Below are 17211 nucleotides of genomic sequence, written 5' to 3'. Positions count from 1 at the left end.
AATCAGAAATCCGGGTCTATTGCCCGGGAAATATGTCGAAAAAAGAAACAAGACAGCTTAGTCAACTAAGCTATCTTGTTTCTGGATGAATTCCTCTGTGACATAGTATTCAATATGCTGATGCAGATTGACGAATTCGCCTGGTAGCAGTCCGCCGTATTCACCGTCTATGTTCAGCTGCATTTTATCAGCAGGCTTTACCTTGATCCGATTCGCTCTTGTATAGAAGATAAGATCATGGTCCAAGTGTGCTCCTCGAATTGCCAAGGATGCGATGCGGATGAATTCCGCTATATTGGTTTTTCTTAAGATGACTAAATCAAACAAGCCGTCATTAACAAGTGCATCTGGTGCCAGCTTTTCGAAACCGCCGACAGAGTTCGTGTTGGATACGAGGAATAACATGATCTCATCCTCGAACCATTTGCCGTCATACTCGATCTCGACCTTGATAGGACGAAGCGATGGCAGCATTTCGATGCCTTTCAAATAATAAGCCATCTGACCGAGCATCGTCTTCGTTTTGCTTGGTACATCATATGTAAGCTCCGTCAGCTTCCCGCCGCCAGCGATATTCATGAAGTAATGGTCATTGACCTTCCCGATATCGAGCTTGCGCGTCCTGCCTTCTACGATAATCTCCGCTGCACGCTTGATATTGCGCGGAATGAATAGTGCACGAGCCAAATCATTCGTCGTACCGACCGGAATGATGCCGAGCTTCGGCCGGTTTGGCTGTTCAGCCAATCCTGAGACGACTTCGTTGACAGTACCATCCCCGCCGCATGCAACGACTAGATCATAGCCCCGCTCTACCGCCAAGCGTGCCGCTGCCGTTGCATCTCCTTCACATGTGGTCGCATGCGCCGAAGTTTCATAGCCTGCCTTTTCAAAGATTTCTAATACATCCGGGAGTTCCCGCCTGAACGCTTCTTTACCTGAAGTGGGATTATAAATGATCCGTGCGCGTTTCATCTGTATTGCCTCCTACCAAACCTTACGTTCACATTGTCCAAGTCTTATCATAGCTTTTTTTTCCTATTTTGAAAAGGTCTTTGCCCGCTCCAGGAAGCTTATCTCCTATCAGTATAGGAAAATCAAGCCTGTTTTAATCCGGATTCAGGAAATTCCCTGTTCTTTTTGCCAAGCCCCAAAAGACTGCTGCTCATGCTTTACTTCCCTTGGTGTTCCATTCGATTCAACCAATCAGTAATGGAAGCTTGAAAGATTGCCGGCTGTTCAATCTGTAAATTATGTCCGGCTGTATCAAGAACAGCAAAGGAGCCTTCAGGGAATAACTCCATGATGTCCAATGCATCTTTATATCCAACCACATCATCTTGTCTACCCATCAGGAAAACAGCAGGGGAACGGAAAATAGACTTGTCTATATCGAATGAAAATGCGTATCGCTGCTTTACTTTATCCAGAAACTCCGCATCACTAACTGCACAGCCGCCCACTATTTCCTTGTTATATCGTTCCCATGTATAAGAGTTGAGGATCACGTTATTTGAGCGGAAGTCATCCCATTCCTCGGCAGTAAGACGGGCTTTGAGTTCATTATCTTCCTGCCGCACAATGTGCTCCTCCACGTCCCTCTCGCTAAAGTTTGGTTTAATGACCGGACAAATTAACGCAGCTCCGAGTATTTTCTCAGGCTCCCGTTCCAGCAGCCCTCTTGTCAAATAGCCCCCATATGATTCGCCTGCAACGGCATATACTTGATGCGGTATGATGGTATGGATGAAGTTAGCTACCATTTCCAACATCTCATCCGAACTGCTTATCTGTTGATAGTGTTTCGTCTTTCCCATTCCCGGCAAATCCAGATAAATCCGGCGCCACCCTTTTTTATTTTTGAAAATAGGTTCCATACAGCCGCTCATCAAGCGATGATCAGGTGAATAGCCGTGGATCATGATGATAGGTGTTCCTTCTCCCGCTTCTTCATAATAGATTTCTGTGTCTCCAATTCTGCAGTATGGCATAATTTCACCTCTTTTCTGAACGCCGCCAATATTTGGACTGTCTTTCTTCTCCGCAGTAACTAGCAATCATCTGCTAATTTGACTGAATTGGTTTTATACCCTTACTTCTTTTTCAATCGGAAACCAGCTGTGAGAGCAATTGCAAAAATCAAACCGATGATTACTTGTTTGTAATCTAGCTCACTTGTATGTAATAAAACCTGCAACCCTTTTATAAAAGCAGCGGTAAGAAGGAATATAGTAAGCAAACCTAAGGAGCCAACACGAATATATCTCGGAATGCTAATCCACCACTGCAATAGTTTATTCTTCATTCTCATATCCCTTATTTCTAAGTAAGCCGTCTTTCCTTAAATGACGATTAGGCAGATTATCGTTATGCTTCATATCTCTTCTCTAATTTCTGTTGATGTGCATGGAATACATCCTCCAATGCAATATCATAGGTGTTAGCCAAAACAATGATATTACCGAGTACATCGCCAAGTTCCTCTGTCAATTCCTGCTTCTTCTCCGCGTAAGAAACCTCTGTCTCATCCGGCCGATTCCTGCCAATTTCCATCGCTCGTATGGCACGTGCTACCTCTCCTGTCTCTTCAGCAAGAAAGCCAATCCGAATAAAACTATCCAGCTGTGACCAGCCTCTCTTTTCATAATAGTCCTTCACCCATTCCTGGAATGCCTGAATTTCCATTTGCCCGTCCCCCTTTTTTAATAGTCTACCAAACATATCATCAATTAGGAGGCGGTATCAAAAACTTCAATGTATAAAAAAGAACCTGCCATCAGGCAGGAACTTTTGCAGTTACCGTTTATTCATTTCCGCAATCAGGATTTTGTTGACCATCGGCGGGTTGGCTTGACCTTTCGTCTGTTTCATGACTTGGCCGACCAGGAAGCCGAGTGCACGGTCTTTCCCGTTCTTAAAGTCCACGACAGATTGTTCATTCTGATCAAGGATGCTCGAGATAATTTCAGTCAGCTGGCCTTCATCGGAGATTTGGACAAGGCCTTTATCTTTGACGATTTGCTCCGGATCGCCACCGTTCTCGACAAGCTCAGCGAATACTTTCTTCGCCATCTTGGAGGAAAGTGTGCCGTCTTCGATCAATGTGATCATTTTCGCCAGTCCCTCAGGTGTCAAAGCGATATCAGCAAGATCTTTCTGCTGCTTGTTCAAGTAAGCAGAAACCTCACCCATCAGCCAGTTGGAAGCTGCTTTGGCATCCGCACCAGCTTTCAAAGTTGCCTCGAAGAAATCGGACATTTCCACGCTTAGTGTCAACACCATTGCGTCGTATGCCGGCAAGCCAAGCTCGTTCACGTAGCGTGCTTTACGAGCATCCGGAAGCTCAGGGATTGATGCGCGGATGCGTTCTTTCCAAGCATCGTCGATGTATAGTGGTACAAGATCCGGCTCTGGGAAGTAACGGTAATCGTCAGATCCCTCTTTGACACGCATTAGGATTGTCTCTTTGGTAGACTCATCATAACGACGTGTTTCTTGCAGAATCTCTCCTCCGGCAAGCAAGACCTTCTGCTGGCGTTTTTCTTCGAATTCCAAGCCTTTTTGAACGAAGGCAAAGCTGTTCAAGTTCTTCAGCTCAGCTTTTGTACCAAATTTCTCTTGTCCGATTGGACGAAGGGAAATGTTGGCGTCACAGCGCAGGGAGCCTTCTTCCATCTTCACATCAGATACACCGGTGTACTGGATGATGTTACGTAGCTTCTCCAGGTAAGCATAAGCTTCTGCCGGTGTACGAAGATCTGGCTCAGACACGATTTCGATCAATGGTGTTCCTTGACGGTTGTAGTCGACAAGGGAGTAGCCGTCGCCTGTGTGAGACAATTTACCAGCATCCTCTTCCATATGGATACGTGTGATACCGATTTTCTTTGTATAACCGTCCACTTCAATTTCAATCCAGCCATTCTCACCGATCGGCTGATCGAATTGGGAGATCTGGTAAGCTTTCGGGTTATCCGGATAGAAGTAGTTCTTCCGGTCGAATTTTGTATGCGTTGCGATTTCACAGTTAAGCGCCATCGCAGCTTTCATTGCAAAGTTCACTGCTTCTTTATTCAGAACAGGAAGCACACCTGGGTACCCAAGGTCGATTGGGTTGGTGTTTTCATTTGGTGCGGCACCGAATGCATTTGGGCTCGGGCTAAAAATCTTGGATTTCGTTTTCAGCTCCACGTGTACTTCGAGTCCGATGATAGTTTCAAAATTCATCCTTTTACGCCTCCCAATGCCGGTTTCTGTTTGTGGTGATCTGTCGCTTGCTCGAATGCATGAGCAGCGCGGTAGATCGTCGCCTCATCAAAGTGCTTTCCGATGATCTGCAAACCGATCGGAAGACCTTCACTTGAGAATCCGCAAGGCAGGGAGATTCCTGGTACGCCTGCAAGGTTTACAGGGATCGTCAGGATATCAGTTGCGTACATTGTCAATGGATCCTCAACTTTTTCGCCAACTTTGAAAGCTGGAGTCGGAGTTGTCGGTCCAACGATGACATCATAGTCTTCGAATACTTTGTCAAAGTCGTTTTTGATAAGTGTACGTGCTTTTTGAGCTTTTTTGTAGTAAGCATCATAATAGCCGGAGCTAAGCGCGAATGTACCAAGCATGATGCGGCGTTTTACTTCTTCGCCGAAACCATCGCGGCGGGAATATTTGAATACATCGATCATGTTTTCCGCTTGCGTAGAGCGAACACCATAACGGACGCCGTCAAAACGCGCTAAGTTAGCAGATGCTTCCGAAGAAGATAGCAAGTAGTAAGCTGCTACTGCATAACGGGAATGCGGCAGGGAAACTTCTTCCCAAGTTGCGCCAAGATCTTCATATACTTTCAATGCAGCTTTGATGGATTCACGCACTTCATCAGAAACACCTTCGCCAAGATACTCGGAAGGTACGGCAATGCGCAAACCTTTGACATCTTGTTTCAAAGCTTCTGTGTAGTTCGGGATTTCCACGTCTGCACTTGTAGAATCCATTTCATCATGACCTACAATTGCTTGCAGCAAGTGCGCGTTATCTTCCACCGTACGAGTCATCGGACCAATTTGGTCAAGGGAAGATGCAAATGCAACAAGACCAAAACGGGAAACAAGACCGTATGTAGGCTTCAATCCGACAACGCCGCAGAATGCTGCTGGTTCACGAATGGAACCACCTGTATCGGAACCCAAGGAGAAAAAGACTTCCCCTGCAGCTACAGCAGCTGCAGACGCACCACTGGATCCGCCTGGAACATAATCTGTGTTCCAAGGGTTGCGTGTCGTGAAGTAAGCGGAGTTCTCATTAGAAGAACCCATCGCAAATTCATCCATATTCAATTTACCGATTGTGACAGTTTTCTTATCCTTCAGCTTGGATACAACTGTTGCATCGTAAAGCGGGTCTGTGAAGTTATCTAGGAACTTACTCGCACAAGTTGTACGAAGACCTTTTGTTACGATATTATCCTTGATACCGATAGGAATACCGAATAGCGGGTTGTCGCCGCCCTGCTCGTCCAATTCTTTTGCAGCTGCACGTGCATTTTCTTCATCAAGCGTCAAGAAAGCTTTCACTTCATCGTCCACTTCCTTGATACGTGCATAGGAAGCATCCACAAGATCCGTTACCGTGATCTCTTTGTTATGTAGCTTTTCCTGCAGTTCTTTCAATGTATAATCAAACAAAGACATAATCTTCCTCCTCAGTCCAAAATCGACGGCACACGGAACTGGCCATTTTTCTGATCCGGTGCATTTTTCAATGCATCCTCCCGGTCGATCCACTTACGCGGTTCATCCTCACGCATTACATTCTTCAAATCAAGCACGTGTGTCGTAGGCTCAACATTATCCGTATCAAGCTCATTCAAAAGCTCGGCATACCCAATAATCGCATCAAGTTCCTTCGTCATCTTTTCCGCTTCTTCATCAGTGATCGCAAGACGCGCCAAATGCGCTACATGCAACACCTGTTCTTTCGTAATCTCTGACATACTGTCACCTCCGGAATTCACCTTACATGTATATAAAAATGATCATAGCAAAAGGAGCTGCCGTAAAGCAACCAGACTATAACATATAACTATTTTAGCACCTTTTGACCGCCAAACAAAGCCAAGCACGATAAAAAGAAAAAGCCCGCCTTATCTGAAGATAAAGCCGGCGATTGAGGGTCTTACTTAAGGGAAATAGTACATGGTGTATATATTCGGCGAAAGAATGGAATCTCCTTCTTGGAAAAAGAAAAAATGTAGCAGCAGCTACATTTTAGAAAGGTAGGTTTATGATTGTATATGCACTTGGTTGGTTATCAGCTGTATTAATCTCATTAGAAGAGGACAACAGAAGCCCCGCACCAAGTGTAACAACAGCAGCAATAGCAATTATAACTTTTTTCATTTTTATCCTCCTTATATTTTGAGTAAGTCTTCATAAGACTTACTTGCTAATTTATAGTAATAAGCAGCATTTTTGTACTTCTTTATATCCTCATAATGTGCTGCAATCATATTAGAATAAATTATTGTATACACTTTATCTTCTTGCTCCAGCAAAAAAGGAATCAAGTGATTTGTAACTAAATCTTCGTATTGAACGTAATCTTGGTTTAAAATCGTTTTAAAAACTTTTATCTCCAATTTAACCAATTTACTTCCTATTAAGTTCTCATTCATGATCTGTTCAGCTTGAACTATATAGTTTTGCGCTTCAGCGTACTCCTTTAAAAGGATATACTCACGTATTAGAGAAGTTACGGTGGTTAATTTGTAGTTTAATGGCACATTCCTAAGATTAAAAGCAGACTTATAGAATGCAATTGCTTCAATAGAATTACCTGCCCGGGAATGCAAGTAACCCAAGTTATGATTTGTTAGTTGAATTACATCGTTATTGTCAGTAATTTCACCTAGATGTTTTGCAAGGTTATATTGCTTGATTGCCTCCTCAAGCATGTGCAATCTTCTGTACGCTATACCTAAGATGATATGACATTGAGCACAACGGACAAACTTATAACTATTCCTAAAAATAGATAATGCCTTGTTCGCGTATTCTAAAGCACTCAGATCATTAACCAACTTACTGTGTAAAATACTTATTACATATAAGAGATCTGCCTTCTCATCATCTAGAAGATCTAATTTATCCATGGTAGACTCAGCTTCTTTGTAAAATCTAAGCGCTTTAGTAAATTCAGAGAGTTCCATGTGATAATAATTACCAACAAACTTGTTCCAATAAAATGATTGTAAACCATCAAAGGAGTTCTGAACTTGTTCTAAACGCTCAATCTGTTCTCTCGCTTCCTTTACTCTGCCTTCTACCAAAAAAAACCTTATCTTCTGAATTTCGAACAACATCTCATGATCAGAATTATTCGCTTTGAACAGTGTTTGGAGTTCCTCGAATCGTTGTCTTCTTTCGTCGGCATTGTGCACTTCATACAACATGCCGTACCATTCTTCTGCCTTCTCCTTGATCATATCCTCGTTTTCTGCATTGAGCTGAATATCGAGCCTTTCGCATAATAATGCGATGACTTCCGGACTGGCGTCAGTTTTCTGGTTTTCGATTTTGGATAGATAGGATTCTGAAACAATGCCCGCTGCCAGGTCTTCTTGCGTCATATTCTGCTTGATTCTATGTAGTTTAATTAAAGGGCCGATTTCCATTTGGGCTACACCTCGAAACATGTTTATTTCTTTCTGCGTAAGAGCTTGTGCCCAAGACCATTGCCAGGATGTGTTCCTGCTTTTATTCTAACACATCCCGGCATTAAGTATATTGGGAAAGTAGGGATTAAAGAGTATGCTTCTGTACCTATTTCCCGCCGATACTTTCCTAGTCTTGTCTTGAAATGTGAATTTCTGTCTTTTTTTGTATGGCTGCTTTAATTAAGGATGTAGACTTCGGGTTCTTTTGCGTCTTGCTCCCTCGTAATGATTGCTTCTGTCTTGTCATTGGAGGTGATGTTGATTTCCAGGTCGTAGTAGTTCGGGAAGATGTCCATGATTTGACTGTAAGCATATTGCGTGAACGCAACCACTTCAGCGTTCCCTTCAAACTGGATCGGGATTTCAATTGTCAGTTTTTTCAGCTCGTCATTCTCATAGAATCCTCTTCCGATCATACCTGTGTAATTCGGGAAGAAGCTTGACACCTTCGTTTCGAAAGCGGAAATATATTGGCTTTCATCCGGGTGATCTTCTGCTGCTGTATCGGAAGGGAATAAAACGTTCTTTTCATCGATCTTATCCCAGTCCCCGACTGAACTGCTGCCTTTTTCCACTGTTGTCTCCGAAACGAAGTTACCTGGTACGACAGATTCTTTCTTAGCTTCCTGGTAAACGGCGATATGAATCGGAACTTCAGTCAAACCGTCCATTCCCCGCATTCTTTCGACAATCTTCTTGGCCATTTCATTCGCCTGCGCAAGCATCTCATCCTCTGGAATTTCCTCGCGATATGGGCCTTTTCCGCCTGTCGTGAACTGGTACTCCGATTTCATCGCAAGAGCAATGGAGACTCCGCCCAGCTTGATGTCCCCGTTATCATCCTCGACCATATAATCCTGCTCCAGGATATGGGATAGATACTTCGGATTATCTCGGAAATCTTTTTCCGATGCTTTTTCCTCATTCAATTCCGGATTCAGTCCAAGCTCTTTGGCTTTTTCCGCTTTTTTCGCTTCCGCTGTTGCAGCCTTACCCAAGTCCTGGGCTTTGGCATATCGTCCGATCCAGCTGTAAAGCGTATCACTATCGAGCATTTGTCCTTCACGGAAGTAATAATCTTCCGGACTGAATACATCCTTTGAATGGTTGCGAAGCCCTTCTTCGACTTCGTCAATATCCAAACGGTTGGCAATCTGGTTGATGATTACGCCGCGAGCTGCACTAGTCTCATAGTTGACGACACCTTTTGATTTACCGCTCTCATAAGGCAGCAATACTTTGTATTCTTCGTCAGAGAAATTGTAGCTGGAAACGACGGATGTTTTTTCCCCGCCATCTGCCGTTTCCTGCTTCACTTCTTCTTCCCCACCGCCAGACGGTCCGCAGCTTGCCAGCAATACGAGTGCTCCTATAGACAGAACACCTGCTAATTTCTTCATGTGTTTCTCCTCTCTATTCCTGTAACGCTTCGATCAAACGGGCTTCATCCCATATTTCAATGCCAAGCTTTTCTGCTTTTTCATATTTCGAACCAGCATCCTCACCGGCAATCAATAAATCTGTTTTTTTGCTGACACTTCCTGTGACCATACCGCCGAGTGCTTCGATTTTCTCTTTTGCCTGCGGCCGTGTGAGAGCCTCCATTTTCCCGGTCAAAACGATGGTTTTGCCGCTGAAAATGCTGTCACTTGTTACTTCCTGCGGCTTGATGCCTTTATACGTCATATTGACGCCCACAGCTTTCAGCTCTTCAATTAGCTGAGTTACTTTATCTTCTTGGAAATGCTGATAAATGGAGTCGGCCATTTTTTCCCCGATTTCATCAATCGCGACCAGCTCCTCCACGGATGCCTGCTGCAATTTATCTATCGTTTCAAAGGCTTGCGCCAATGTTTTCGCCGCCTTGGCACCGACAAAACGGATGCCCAAACCGAACAGCAAACGCTCCAGTGAATTTTCCTTGGACGCTTCGATTGATTTCAGCAAGTTATCTACCGATTTCTCGCCCATTCGTTCAAGATTCAGTAAAGCATCACGATCCAGTTTATACAGATCATCAATCGTATGCACCAGTTCAGCGCGGTACAGCTGGATGATGACCTTCTCCCCGAGTCCATCAATGTTCATGGCATTCCGGGAAACAAAGTGAATCAATCCTTCGACAAGCTGTGCCGGGCAATTCGGATTAATACAGCGAAGCGCTACTTCTTCTTCCAGGCGGACCGTTTCACTGCCGCATTCCGGACAGTGCTCCGGCATATGGAATTCCTGCTCTCCTCCGGTACGTGCATCCGTCACAACACGGACGACTTCCGGGATAATGTCACCAGCCTTTTTGATGACAACTGTATCCCCGATCCGAATATCCTTTTCACGGATCAGGTCTTCATTATGCAAAGTAGCCCGCTGTACTGTTGTGCCGGCCACCCGGACTGGCTCCAGCAGTGCTGTCGGCGTGATGACACCAGTACGTCCGACATTCAGCTCGATATCATAAAGCTTCGTCGTCACTTCCTCAGCCGGGAATTTGTACGCAATCGCCCAACGCGGTGTACGGGCAGTAAAGCCAAGTTCATCCTGCTGCTCCCGCTTGTCCACCTTGATGACGATGCCGTCGATTTCATAATTCAGTTCCCGGCGTTTGGCACTCCATTCCTCGACATATGCCAGCACTTCCTCGATTGTCCGGCAGCGGCGGCGTTCCTTATTCGTCTTGAAACCCAACTGCTCCAAGTAATCGAGCAATCCGCTATGGGAATCCAAATTACTCGTTTCCCATTGGCCAGAACCATATAAGAAGATGTCCAGATTGCGACTGGCAGCAATCTTCGGATCAAGCTGACGCAATGACCCTGCTGCTGCATTACGAGGATTGGCAAAAGGGGCTTCGCCGTTTTCTTCCTTTTGCGCGTTAAGTGCTGCAAAAGATTTCTGCGGCATATATGCCTCCCCGCGCACCTCGATCGCTTCTGCTAAATCAATTCGAAGCGGGATGCTGCGGATTGTCCGTAGATTTTGGGTAATGTCTTCCCCTGTTGTACCATCACCACGTGTCGCTCCTTGGACGAACGCTCCATTTTCATAACGTAGTGAAACCGCCAGGCCATCAATCTTCAGTTCACAAATATATGAGTAATCATCTGTTTCCAATCCATTTTGGACCCGCTTGTCAAAGCTTCGCAAATCCTCTTCGTTGAAGGCATTGCCAAGGGAAAGCATCGGTACGCGATGCTCTACCTTGTTGAATGCTTCAAGTGGCGTGCCGCCGACACGCTGGGACGGTGAATCACTTGTGATCAGGTCTGGGAATTCCGCTTCGATGTCCAGCAGGCGCTTCAGTGTTTGATCGTATTCATAATCGGACACCTGCGGATTATCGAGTACGTGATAATCATAATTATATTGATTGAGCTTTTTGCGTAAATCCGCAAGCTCTTGGATTGCTTCTTCTTTGTTCATGCTTGCCACCTCGGTTAAGCTTTTGTGATCGGTGCGAATGAAGCAAGCAGCCTTTTGATGCCCACTGGTGCAGGGAAGGCGATATCAAGCTCCATCGCTTCTCCTTCTCCATTGACCTTCACTACTGTTCCTTCGCCCCATTTTTTATGGACAGCCTTGTCTCCAGGGCCCCATCCAAGCGCGTCAGCTCCTGATTTAGGCTTCGGCTTGCGGACCACACGTTTTTGCTCCTGTGGTTTTGGCGATTGGCGACGGCTTTGGAGTCCGAATGGATTCTGTTTGGTTTCCTGCATGCCTTCCAGCAGCTCATTCGGGATTTCACCAATAAAGCGGCTGACCGGGTTCATATTCGTCCGGCCGAACAATGTCCGCATCTTGGCATTGGTAAGGAATAGCTCCTCTTCTGCACGGGTGATGCCGACATACGCAAGACGGCGTTCTTCCTCCATCTCCGTTTCATCCATCTGGGAACGGCTGTGCGGGAACACATTCTCTTCCATCCCGATCAGGAATACAACCGGAAACTCGAGTCCTTTGGCACCATGCAGTGTCATAAGGATGACTTTGTCGTCACTGGACGGGTCATCGTCCATGGAGTCGATATCCGCAATCAGTGCAAGATCCGTCAAGAATGCAAGCAGGGACTTGTCTTCACTCGTCTGCTCAAAATTCTTCGTTACTGTCTTGAACTCTTCCAAGTTCTCCAGACGGCTTTGTGATTCAATGCTTCGTTCTGCTTTTAGCATTTCTTCATAGCCCGAACCTTCCAGTACCTGCTCGACCATGTCCGTTGCAGTCAGGAATTCCACCTGCTTGCTCCAGTTGCTGATCATTTTTCCGAATTCACTCAAAGCGTTGGCAGCTTTCGCACTTACGCCAGTGAAATCAACTTCCTTAAGCGTATCAAACAAGGAAATCTCGTGCTCATTTGCATAAGCTTGCAGTTTTTCGATGGACGTCTTCCCGATGCCTCGCTTCGGTTCGTTGACGACCCGCTCGAAGCTGATGTCATCATCCGGATTCGCTATCAGACGCAAGTATGCGAGCATGTCCTTGATTTCCTTGCGATCATAGAACTTCGTGCCGCCGATCATCTGATAAGGCACGCCTGCTTTTACAAACGTTTCCTCGATGGAACGGGACTGTGCATTTGTCCGGTAAAGGATCGCAATATCACGATAATGCCGTTTTTTCTCCATCATGACCATTTCTTCGATTTTCTCTGTTACATATAGCGCCTCATCCCGCTCAGTAGCTGCTTCGTAATATCGAAGCTTCGAGCCATCGATATTATCTGTCCAAAGATTCTTCGGTTTACGTCCTGTATTGTTGCCAATTACTTTGTTAGCTGCATCCAGAATTGTCTTTGTCGAGCGATAGTTCTGCTCAAGCATGACGACCTTCGCATTTGGATAGTCCTTTTCAAAAGACAGGATATTTGTGATGTCCGCTCCGCGCCAGCGGTAGATGGACTGATCGGAGTCTCCAACAACACAAAGGTTTTTGTAACGGGATGCCAGTTGGTTCACCAAACGATATTGGGCGTGGTTCGTATCCTGATACTCATCCACGTGGATGTACTGAAATCGGCGCTGGTAATATTGCAGCACTTCCGGCACACGGTCGAACAGCTGGATCGTCTGCATGATCAAGTCATCGAAATCCAGTGATTGATTGCGGCGTAATGTTTTCTGATACAAATCGAATACCTCGGCCACTTTCCGTTCATACACACTGCCAGCTTCCTTGCTGTACTGTTCTGGTGTGATCAGCTCGTTTTTCGCCGAGCTGATAGCACCGAGCATCGCGCGCGGATCATACTGTTTCGGATCCAGATTAAGCCGTTTCAATGCTTGTTTGATAACAGATAGCTGATCGCTCGTATCGAGTATGGAAAAATTGCTATTATATCCTATTCTGTCTATATCACGCCGTAAAATGCGCACACACATGGAGTGGAAAGTGGAAACCCAGATTTGGGACCCTTCTTCCCCGACTAGTTTGTGCACACGCTCCCGCATTTCACGAGCAGCTTTATTCGTGAATGTGATCGCCAGGATGCTGCGTGGCGAAACTTCCTTCTCCCCTAGTAAATAGGCAATCCTGTTTGTCAGCACGCGCGTCTTACCGCTTCCTGCACCTGCCATGATGAGGAGCGGTCCTTCCGTGTGCTGCACCGCTTCTGCCTGTTCTTTATTCAAAGCCTTTATTAAATCATTCGCCAATCGGCTCATGTTTGCACCGCCTTCATTTCTTTCCTTTTACTGCTTCCACTGTCTTCAGGGCAGCCTTTATATTATCATATACGCTGTTTCCGACAATAATCACGTCAGCATACTGCTTCATCTGGGATGCTTGCTCTGGTGAAGCAATGCCGCCTCCATAAAATAGCAATGTGTTTGATAGTTGCTTTTTCACCTTGCCGACAAGTTCCGGATCTGCATATGCCCCGCTGTTTTCCAAATAAAATATCGGGAGCTTGTACATATGCTCCGCCATATAGGCATAAGCGATAATATCGTCTTCAGACGGCAGTTCACATTGGGTATGGGTGAAAACCTTCGCTTCAGGATTGATGACGCAATAGCCCTCCATCATGATTTCGTCCCAATGCATCATATCCCGATAGGCCTTGACAGCTTCATGATGCAGTCCCATGATCCATTGCTTGTCCTTGCTGTTCATCACCATCGGTACATAATAAAAATCGAAACCAGGAGTGATCGAATCCATCGTGCTGATTTCCAAAATGACTGGAACTGTGTGACGGCGTATTCGCGCCAGCAGATCAAGGACACCATCCAATGTCACACCGTCTGTACCGCCGACGATGATGGCATCCGTACCGGATTCGCAAATCTTTTCCAGCTCTTCATCGCCGATTTCCTTTGCTGGGTCGAGCTTGAATATATGTTGCCACTCTTTCATGTTATACACGTACGTATCCTCCATTACTTGCTTCCATAACGTTCATTATAGCAAAAATCGACTGGATAATTCAGTGGTAACAGGGAGGAAAATACGAAGACTTTACGAACGAAGAAAGCCCGGCAATCGAATGCCAGGCTTTACATATCATTGAATACGGTCAGCTGGGAAAATCAAGCCGAACTGAATTCTTGCTTTTTCCATGATTTCCGCTACACTGAGCGCCAATTCATGCGTATTGATAGCCGATTCCCGTTTACCCGATTGGATCAAGCTCACAAATTCCTCTACTTCATAGAACATGGGATGCTCATTATCCTGCGGGCCGCTGATCGTTTTCTCTGTACTGTCATGGTACTGGATTTTGACATCTTCAAAATGCCCGATATGGTCGATGCGAATCGTCGCATCTTCTCCTTGTATTTCAGAAGGCAGCGTCGAGCTGGTGATTTTGGAATAGTAGACGATTGCTTCCATTTCTTCATATGTCAGTATGATAGTAGCTTGTCCGTCGACGCCTGACTCCAGCAAAGTTCCGCTTGCTTTTATCTCTTTTGGTTTGCCAAACAAAGCAACTAGCGGATATATGCAATAAATACCGATATCCATCGTTGCCCCATTGCTGAGCTCCGGATTGAAGGCATTCAGGATGTTGCCTTGCCGGTAAGCATCATAACGCGATGAATATTGGCAAAGCTGAGCCACGTAACGCCGGACCGTTCCGATTTCGTCCAAATGCTCTTTTACCGCATGGAAATTCGGCAACAATGTCGATCTCAAGGCTTCCATCAGCAATACATCATGATGCTTTGCTGTTTCAATCAAATCTTTTACTTCCGCTGTATTGGACGCCAGCGGCTTTTCACATAACACATGTACGCCATGCTGCATGAAAATCTTCGCTTGTCCCGCGTGCAAGGCATTCGGACTCGCGATATAAACTGCATCAATATCACCGCTTGCTGCCATTTGTTCAATATCGGTGAACGTATGTACCGCTCCGTGCTTCTTGGCGAATTCCTCCGCCGTCTCAGCTTTCCGAGAATAAACGGTTGTCAGTTCAAAGTCCTTTACTTTCTTTCCAGCTTTCAAAAAGGATTCCGTTATCCAATTCGTACCGATCACACCAAAGCGCACCATCCAATGTCAGCTCCCTTATTCTTCTGTTTTTTCTTCCAAACGTTCAAGTACCGTGTTATAGCCATCGTTTCCATAATTGAGGCAGCGTTTCACCCGGGAAATCGTTGTGGTGGACGCACTCGTTTCCTGGACGATGCTATGATATGTAGCCCCATCACGGAGCATCTTCGCTACTTGAAGACGCTGTGTAAGCGATTGTATTTCGCTGATTGTCGCAATATCATCGAAGAAACGATAGCATTCCTCGATATCCTTCAACGAAAGGATTGCTTTGAATAATTCATCTAAATGCTCACCACGGAGCTTGTCAAGCTGCATGCAGCTTCCCTCCCATACGCACGGATGTGCTTCTTACCTTATCTTTTATCATACATCATCTTAGGGCTTTTGCGTAATACGACGCGCATTGGAATTTTTATACTAGCATAAACCCCTGTTATAACAGGAAAAACTAAGCTGACAAAAGGAAAGGGGTGCCAAAAATGAAACCAAATATGGGGCTGATCCAAGCGATGATTCGGATTGCTGCCGGCATCAGCATGGTCGGGTATGCAACAGCTACACTCGTCACAAAACCAAAGCAGTTCATTGCCCATTTGGCGTTATTGGCAGGTGCAATCAAGATTGCTGAGGGTATTGTCCGATATTGCCCGAGCATGACATTGATTAACCAATTTCGCCAGAAACAAGGATCACAAGAGGAATAAAAAAGAAGAACTGGCCTTATTCCAGTTCTTCTTCCGCTTTTATTTCCCGAACCCGATATCAGTCCGATAATGGAAGTCCGGATTATTTTTGAATAACTTGAGTCCTTTTTTGACACTTTCCACCGCGTCCGCTCGATTATGATGTACAGAACCAATGAACAGAATACGCCCACCGTTGGAAACATATCCGTCTGCTTTTTTTTCTGTCCCGGCGTGAATGCAGTAAACATCATGCGGCAGCTGTGATAAGTCTGGGAGTGGAAGCTGCTTGTCATAGCTTCCAGGATAGCCGCTTGCAGCAATGACCGTCCCGGTCGCAAAAGCATCTTTCCACTTCAGCTTTGGATCGTTGCCTGCGGTAACATCCTGCATCACTTGCAGTAAATCATTCTCCAACAGCGGCAGGATGACTTGTGTTTCAGGATCACCAAAGCGGGCGTTGAATTCGATTACTTTTGGACCGTCGGTTGTTTCGATAAGACCGGCGTACAAAACACCAGTAAAAGAACGGCCTTCATTAACAAGTCCAGCTGCAGCAGGCTTTAGAATACGTTCGATCGCTTCATCAATCACTGGCTGCTGTAGATCTGGTATGGGTGCATATGCACCCATACCGCCTGTATTAGGGCCTTGGTCATTATCGTAAACGCGCTTATGATCACGAGCAGGCACTAGCGGATAGACATTTCCCCCATCAACGAAAGCCATTAGGGAGAATTCCTTTCCTTCCAGGAAATCCTCGATAATAACAAGGCTGCCCGCTTGGCCGAACTGGTTATCGACCAGCATACTTTCTATCGCTTCATGTGCTTCTGCAACTGTCTGAGCAACGACAACGCCTTTACCAGCAGCAAGCCCATCCGCTTTGACAACGATTGGCCCACCTTTTTCCACAATATAAGCTTTGGCTTTCGCTGCATCGGAAAAAGTTTCACTTGCAGCAGTCGGTATACCATGTGTGCGCATGAACTGCTTGGCATAATCCTTGCTTCCTTCGATCAAAGCTGCTTCCTTTGTCGGACCGAAAACATTCAATCCTTCCTGCTGGAATGCATTGACGACACCTGCCAGCAAAGGAATCTCAGGTCCGACAAACGTCCAGTCGATCTGTTCTTCCTTCGCAAAATGGACAAGATCCTCCACAGCTGTTACATCAATCGGTACACAAAGTGCCAGATCGGCTATACCGCCATTACCTGGCGCTGCGTACAATGCTGTTACCTCGGTACTCGAAGCTAGCTTTGCGACGATACTATGCTCTCGCCCGCCGCTTCCTATCACAAGAACTTTCACAATGTCTCC

17 protein-coding genes are annotated in these 17211 nt (G+C 45.7%); 1 reads left to right on the top strand and 16 read right to left on the bottom strand.

Features of this window, described 5'->3' with window-relative positions; genetic code table 11:
* Positions 1–57: 57 nt before the first annotated feature.
* The 15 genes from BLQ53_RS10970 to BLQ53_RS10905 all read right to left on the bottom strand — a co-directional run bounded on the left by BLQ53_RS10970 (position 58) and on the right by BLQ53_RS10905 (position 15520).
* Complete coding sequence (locus tag BLQ53_RS10970; protein ID WP_093727355.1) at positions 58–975, bottom strand: diacylglycerol kinase; 918 nt, start codon at positions 973–975, stop codon at positions 58–60.
* Positions 976–1172: 197 nt separating this feature from the next.
* The gene (locus BLQ53_RS10965) at positions 1173–1991 is read right to left on the bottom strand and encodes an alpha/beta fold hydrolase (protein WP_093727354.1); all 819 of its coding nucleotides are present in this window, start codon (positions 1989–1991) and stop codon (positions 1173–1175) included.
* A 101-nt stretch (positions 1992–2092) separates the two neighbouring features.
* Entirely contained in the window at positions 2093–2305 is a 213-nt protein-coding gene (locus BLQ53_RS10960; protein ID WP_093727353.1) for a hypothetical protein, read from the bottom strand.
* A gap of 62 nt (positions 2306–2367) precedes the next feature.
* Entirely contained in the window at positions 2368–2685 is a 318-nt protein-coding gene (locus BLQ53_RS10955; protein ID WP_093727352.1) for a MazG nucleotide pyrophosphohydrolase domain-containing protein, read from the bottom strand.
* Between the two features lie 111 nt (positions 2686–2796).
* Entirely contained in the window at positions 2797–4227 is a 1431-nt protein-coding gene (gatB, locus tag BLQ53_RS10950; RefSeq protein ID WP_093727351.1) for an Asp-tRNA(Asn)/Glu-tRNA(Gln) amidotransferase subunit GatB, read from the bottom strand.
* The gene (gene gatA, locus BLQ53_RS10945) at positions 4224–5690 is read right to left on the bottom strand and encodes an Asp-tRNA(Asn)/Glu-tRNA(Gln) amidotransferase subunit GatA (RefSeq protein ID WP_038558547.1); all 1467 of its coding nucleotides are present in this window, start codon (positions 5688–5690) and stop codon (positions 4224–4226) included. The genes gatB and gatA overlap by 4 nt, the downstream gene beginning before the upstream one ends.
* An 11-nt stretch (positions 5691–5701) precedes the next feature.
* Positions 5702–5992 (bottom strand): Asp-tRNA(Asn)/Glu-tRNA(Gln) amidotransferase subunit GatC, encoded by a 291-nt coding sequence (gene gatC / locus BLQ53_RS10940; protein ID WP_093727350.1) that lies wholly within the window; start codon positions 5990–5992, stop codon positions 5702–5704.
* Positions 5993–6266: 274 nt separating this feature from the next.
* A complete protein-coding gene (locus BLQ53_RS19310) occupies positions 6267–6398 on the bottom strand; it encodes a hypothetical protein (protein ID WP_280137067.1) in 132 nt (43 codons plus the stop codon).
* A gap of 11 nt (positions 6399–6409) precedes the next feature.
* Positions 6410–7672 carry a helix-turn-helix domain-containing protein gene (locus BLQ53_RS10935; RefSeq protein WP_170829663.1) on the bottom strand — a complete coding sequence of 421 codons (1263 nt, stop codon included), beginning with the start codon at positions 7670–7672 and terminating at the stop codon, positions 6410–6412.
* A gap of 218 nt (positions 7673–7890) precedes the next feature.
* Positions 7891–9114: a CamS family sex pheromone protein gene (locus BLQ53_RS10930; protein WP_093727348.1), complete on the bottom strand. Its 1224-nt coding sequence runs from the start codon at positions 9112–9114 to the stop codon at positions 7891–7893.
* Between the two features lie 13 nt (positions 9115–9127).
* The gene (gene ligA / locus BLQ53_RS10925; protein WP_093727347.1) at positions 9128–11134 is read right to left on the bottom strand and encodes an NAD-dependent DNA ligase LigA; all 2007 of its coding nucleotides are present in this window, start codon (positions 11132–11134) and stop codon (positions 9128–9130) included.
* A 14-nt stretch (positions 11135–11148) separates the two neighbouring features.
* A complete protein-coding gene (gene pcrA / locus BLQ53_RS10920) occupies positions 11149–13368 on the bottom strand; it encodes a DNA helicase PcrA (protein ID WP_093727346.1) in 2220 nt (739 codons plus the stop codon).
* 13 nt (positions 13369–13381) lie between these two features.
* On the bottom strand, positions 13382–14062 hold the full coding sequence (pcrB, locus tag BLQ53_RS10915; protein WP_425288301.1) for a heptaprenylglyceryl phosphate synthase: 681 nt from the start codon (positions 14060–14062) through the stop codon (positions 13382–13384).
* A 147-nt stretch (positions 14063–14209) separates the two neighbouring features.
* On the bottom strand, positions 14210–15202 hold the full coding sequence (locus BLQ53_RS10910) for a Gfo/Idh/MocA family protein (protein ID WP_093727344.1): 993 nt from the start codon (positions 15200–15202) through the stop codon (positions 14210–14212).
* 15 nt (positions 15203–15217) lie between these two features.
* Positions 15218–15520, bottom strand: a complete 303-nt coding sequence (locus tag BLQ53_RS10905) for a YerC/YecD family TrpR-related protein (protein WP_093727343.1) — start codon at positions 15518–15520, stop codon at positions 15218–15220.
* A 164-nt stretch (positions 15521–15684) separates the two neighbouring features.
* On the opposite strand from BLQ53_RS10905, the gene BLQ53_RS10900 reads away from it, so the two are divergent.
* Positions 15685–15909 (top strand): YgaP family membrane protein, encoded by a 225-nt coding sequence (locus tag BLQ53_RS10900; protein ID WP_093727342.1) that lies wholly within the window; start codon positions 15685–15687, stop codon positions 15907–15909.
* Between the two features lie 39 nt (positions 15910–15948).
* Here BLQ53_RS10900 and purD read toward each other — a convergent pair whose 3' ends face one another.
* Positions 15949–17202, bottom strand: a complete 1254-nt coding sequence (purD, locus tag BLQ53_RS10895) for a phosphoribosylamine--glycine ligase (protein ID WP_093727341.1) — start codon at positions 17200–17202, stop codon at positions 15949–15951.
* Between the last annotated feature and the right edge of the window lie 9 nt (positions 17203–17211).

Source organism: Terribacillus halophilus, assembly GCF_900101385.1.
In the GTDB taxonomy this organism is placed as follows: Bacteria; Bacillota; Bacilli; order Bacillales; family Amphibacillaceae; genus Terribacillus; species Terribacillus halophilus.
Note: the sequence above shows the minus strand (reverse complement) of the source record. Positions and strands in the feature narration are given on the sequence as shown.

Bases quoted from the DNA above. Each gene is read 5' to 3' on its own strand.
- BLQ53_RS10970 (WP_093727355.1), bottom strand. From the start codon at position 975: ATGAAACGCGCACGGATCATTTATAATCCCACTTCAGGTAAAGAAGCG.
- BLQ53_RS10965 (WP_093727354.1), bottom strand. From the start codon at position 1,991: ATGCCATACTGCAGAATTGGAGACACAGAAATCTATTATGAAGAAGCG.
- BLQ53_RS10960 (WP_093727353.1), bottom strand. From the start codon at position 2,305: ATGAAGAATAAACTATTGCAGTGGTGGATTAGCATTCCGAGATATATT.
- BLQ53_RS10955 (WP_093727352.1), bottom strand. From the start codon at position 2,685: ATGGAAATTCAGGCATTCCAGGAATGGGTGAAGGACTATTATGAAAAG.
- gatB (WP_093727351.1), bottom strand. From the start codon at position 4,227: ATGAATTTTGAAACTATCATCGGACTCGAAGTACACGTGGAGCTGAAA.
- gatA (WP_038558547.1), bottom strand. From the start codon at position 5,690: ATGTCTTTGTTTGATTATACATTGAAAGAACTGCAGGAAAAGCTACAT.
- gatC (WP_093727350.1), bottom strand. From the start codon at position 5,992: ATGTCAGAGATTACGAAAGAACAGGTGTTGCATGTAGCGCATTTGGCG.
- BLQ53_RS19310 (WP_280137067.1), bottom strand. From the start codon at position 6,398: ATGAAAAAAGTTATAATTGCTATTGCTGCTGTTGTTACACTTGGTGCG.
- BLQ53_RS10935 (WP_170829663.1), bottom strand. From the start codon at position 7,672: ATGGAAATCGGCCCTTTAATTAAACTACATAGAATCAAGCAGAATATG.
- BLQ53_RS10930 (WP_093727348.1), bottom strand. From the start codon at position 9,114: ATGAAGAAATTAGCAGGTGTTCTGTCTATAGGAGCACTCGTATTGCTG.
- ligA (WP_093727347.1), bottom strand. From the start codon at position 11,134: ATGAACAAAGAAGAAGCAATCCAAGAGCTTGCGGATTTACGCAAAAAG.
- pcrA (WP_093727346.1), bottom strand. From the start codon at position 13,368: ATGAGCCGATTGGCGAATGATTTAATAAAGGCTTTGAATAAAGAACAG.
- pcrB (WP_425288301.1), bottom strand. From the start codon at position 14,062: ATGAAAGAGTGGCAACATATATTCAAGCTCGACCCAGCAAAGGAAATC.
- BLQ53_RS10910 (WP_093727344.1), bottom strand. From the start codon at position 15,202: ATGGTGCGCTTTGGTGTGATCGGTACGAATTGGATAACGGAATCCTTT.
- BLQ53_RS10905 (WP_093727343.1), bottom strand. From the start codon at position 15,520: ATGCAGCTTGACAAGCTCCGTGGTGAGCATTTAGATGAATTATTCAAA.
- BLQ53_RS10900 (WP_093727342.1), top strand. From the start codon at position 15,685: ATGAAACCAAATATGGGGCTGATCCAAGCGATGATTCGGATTGCTGCC.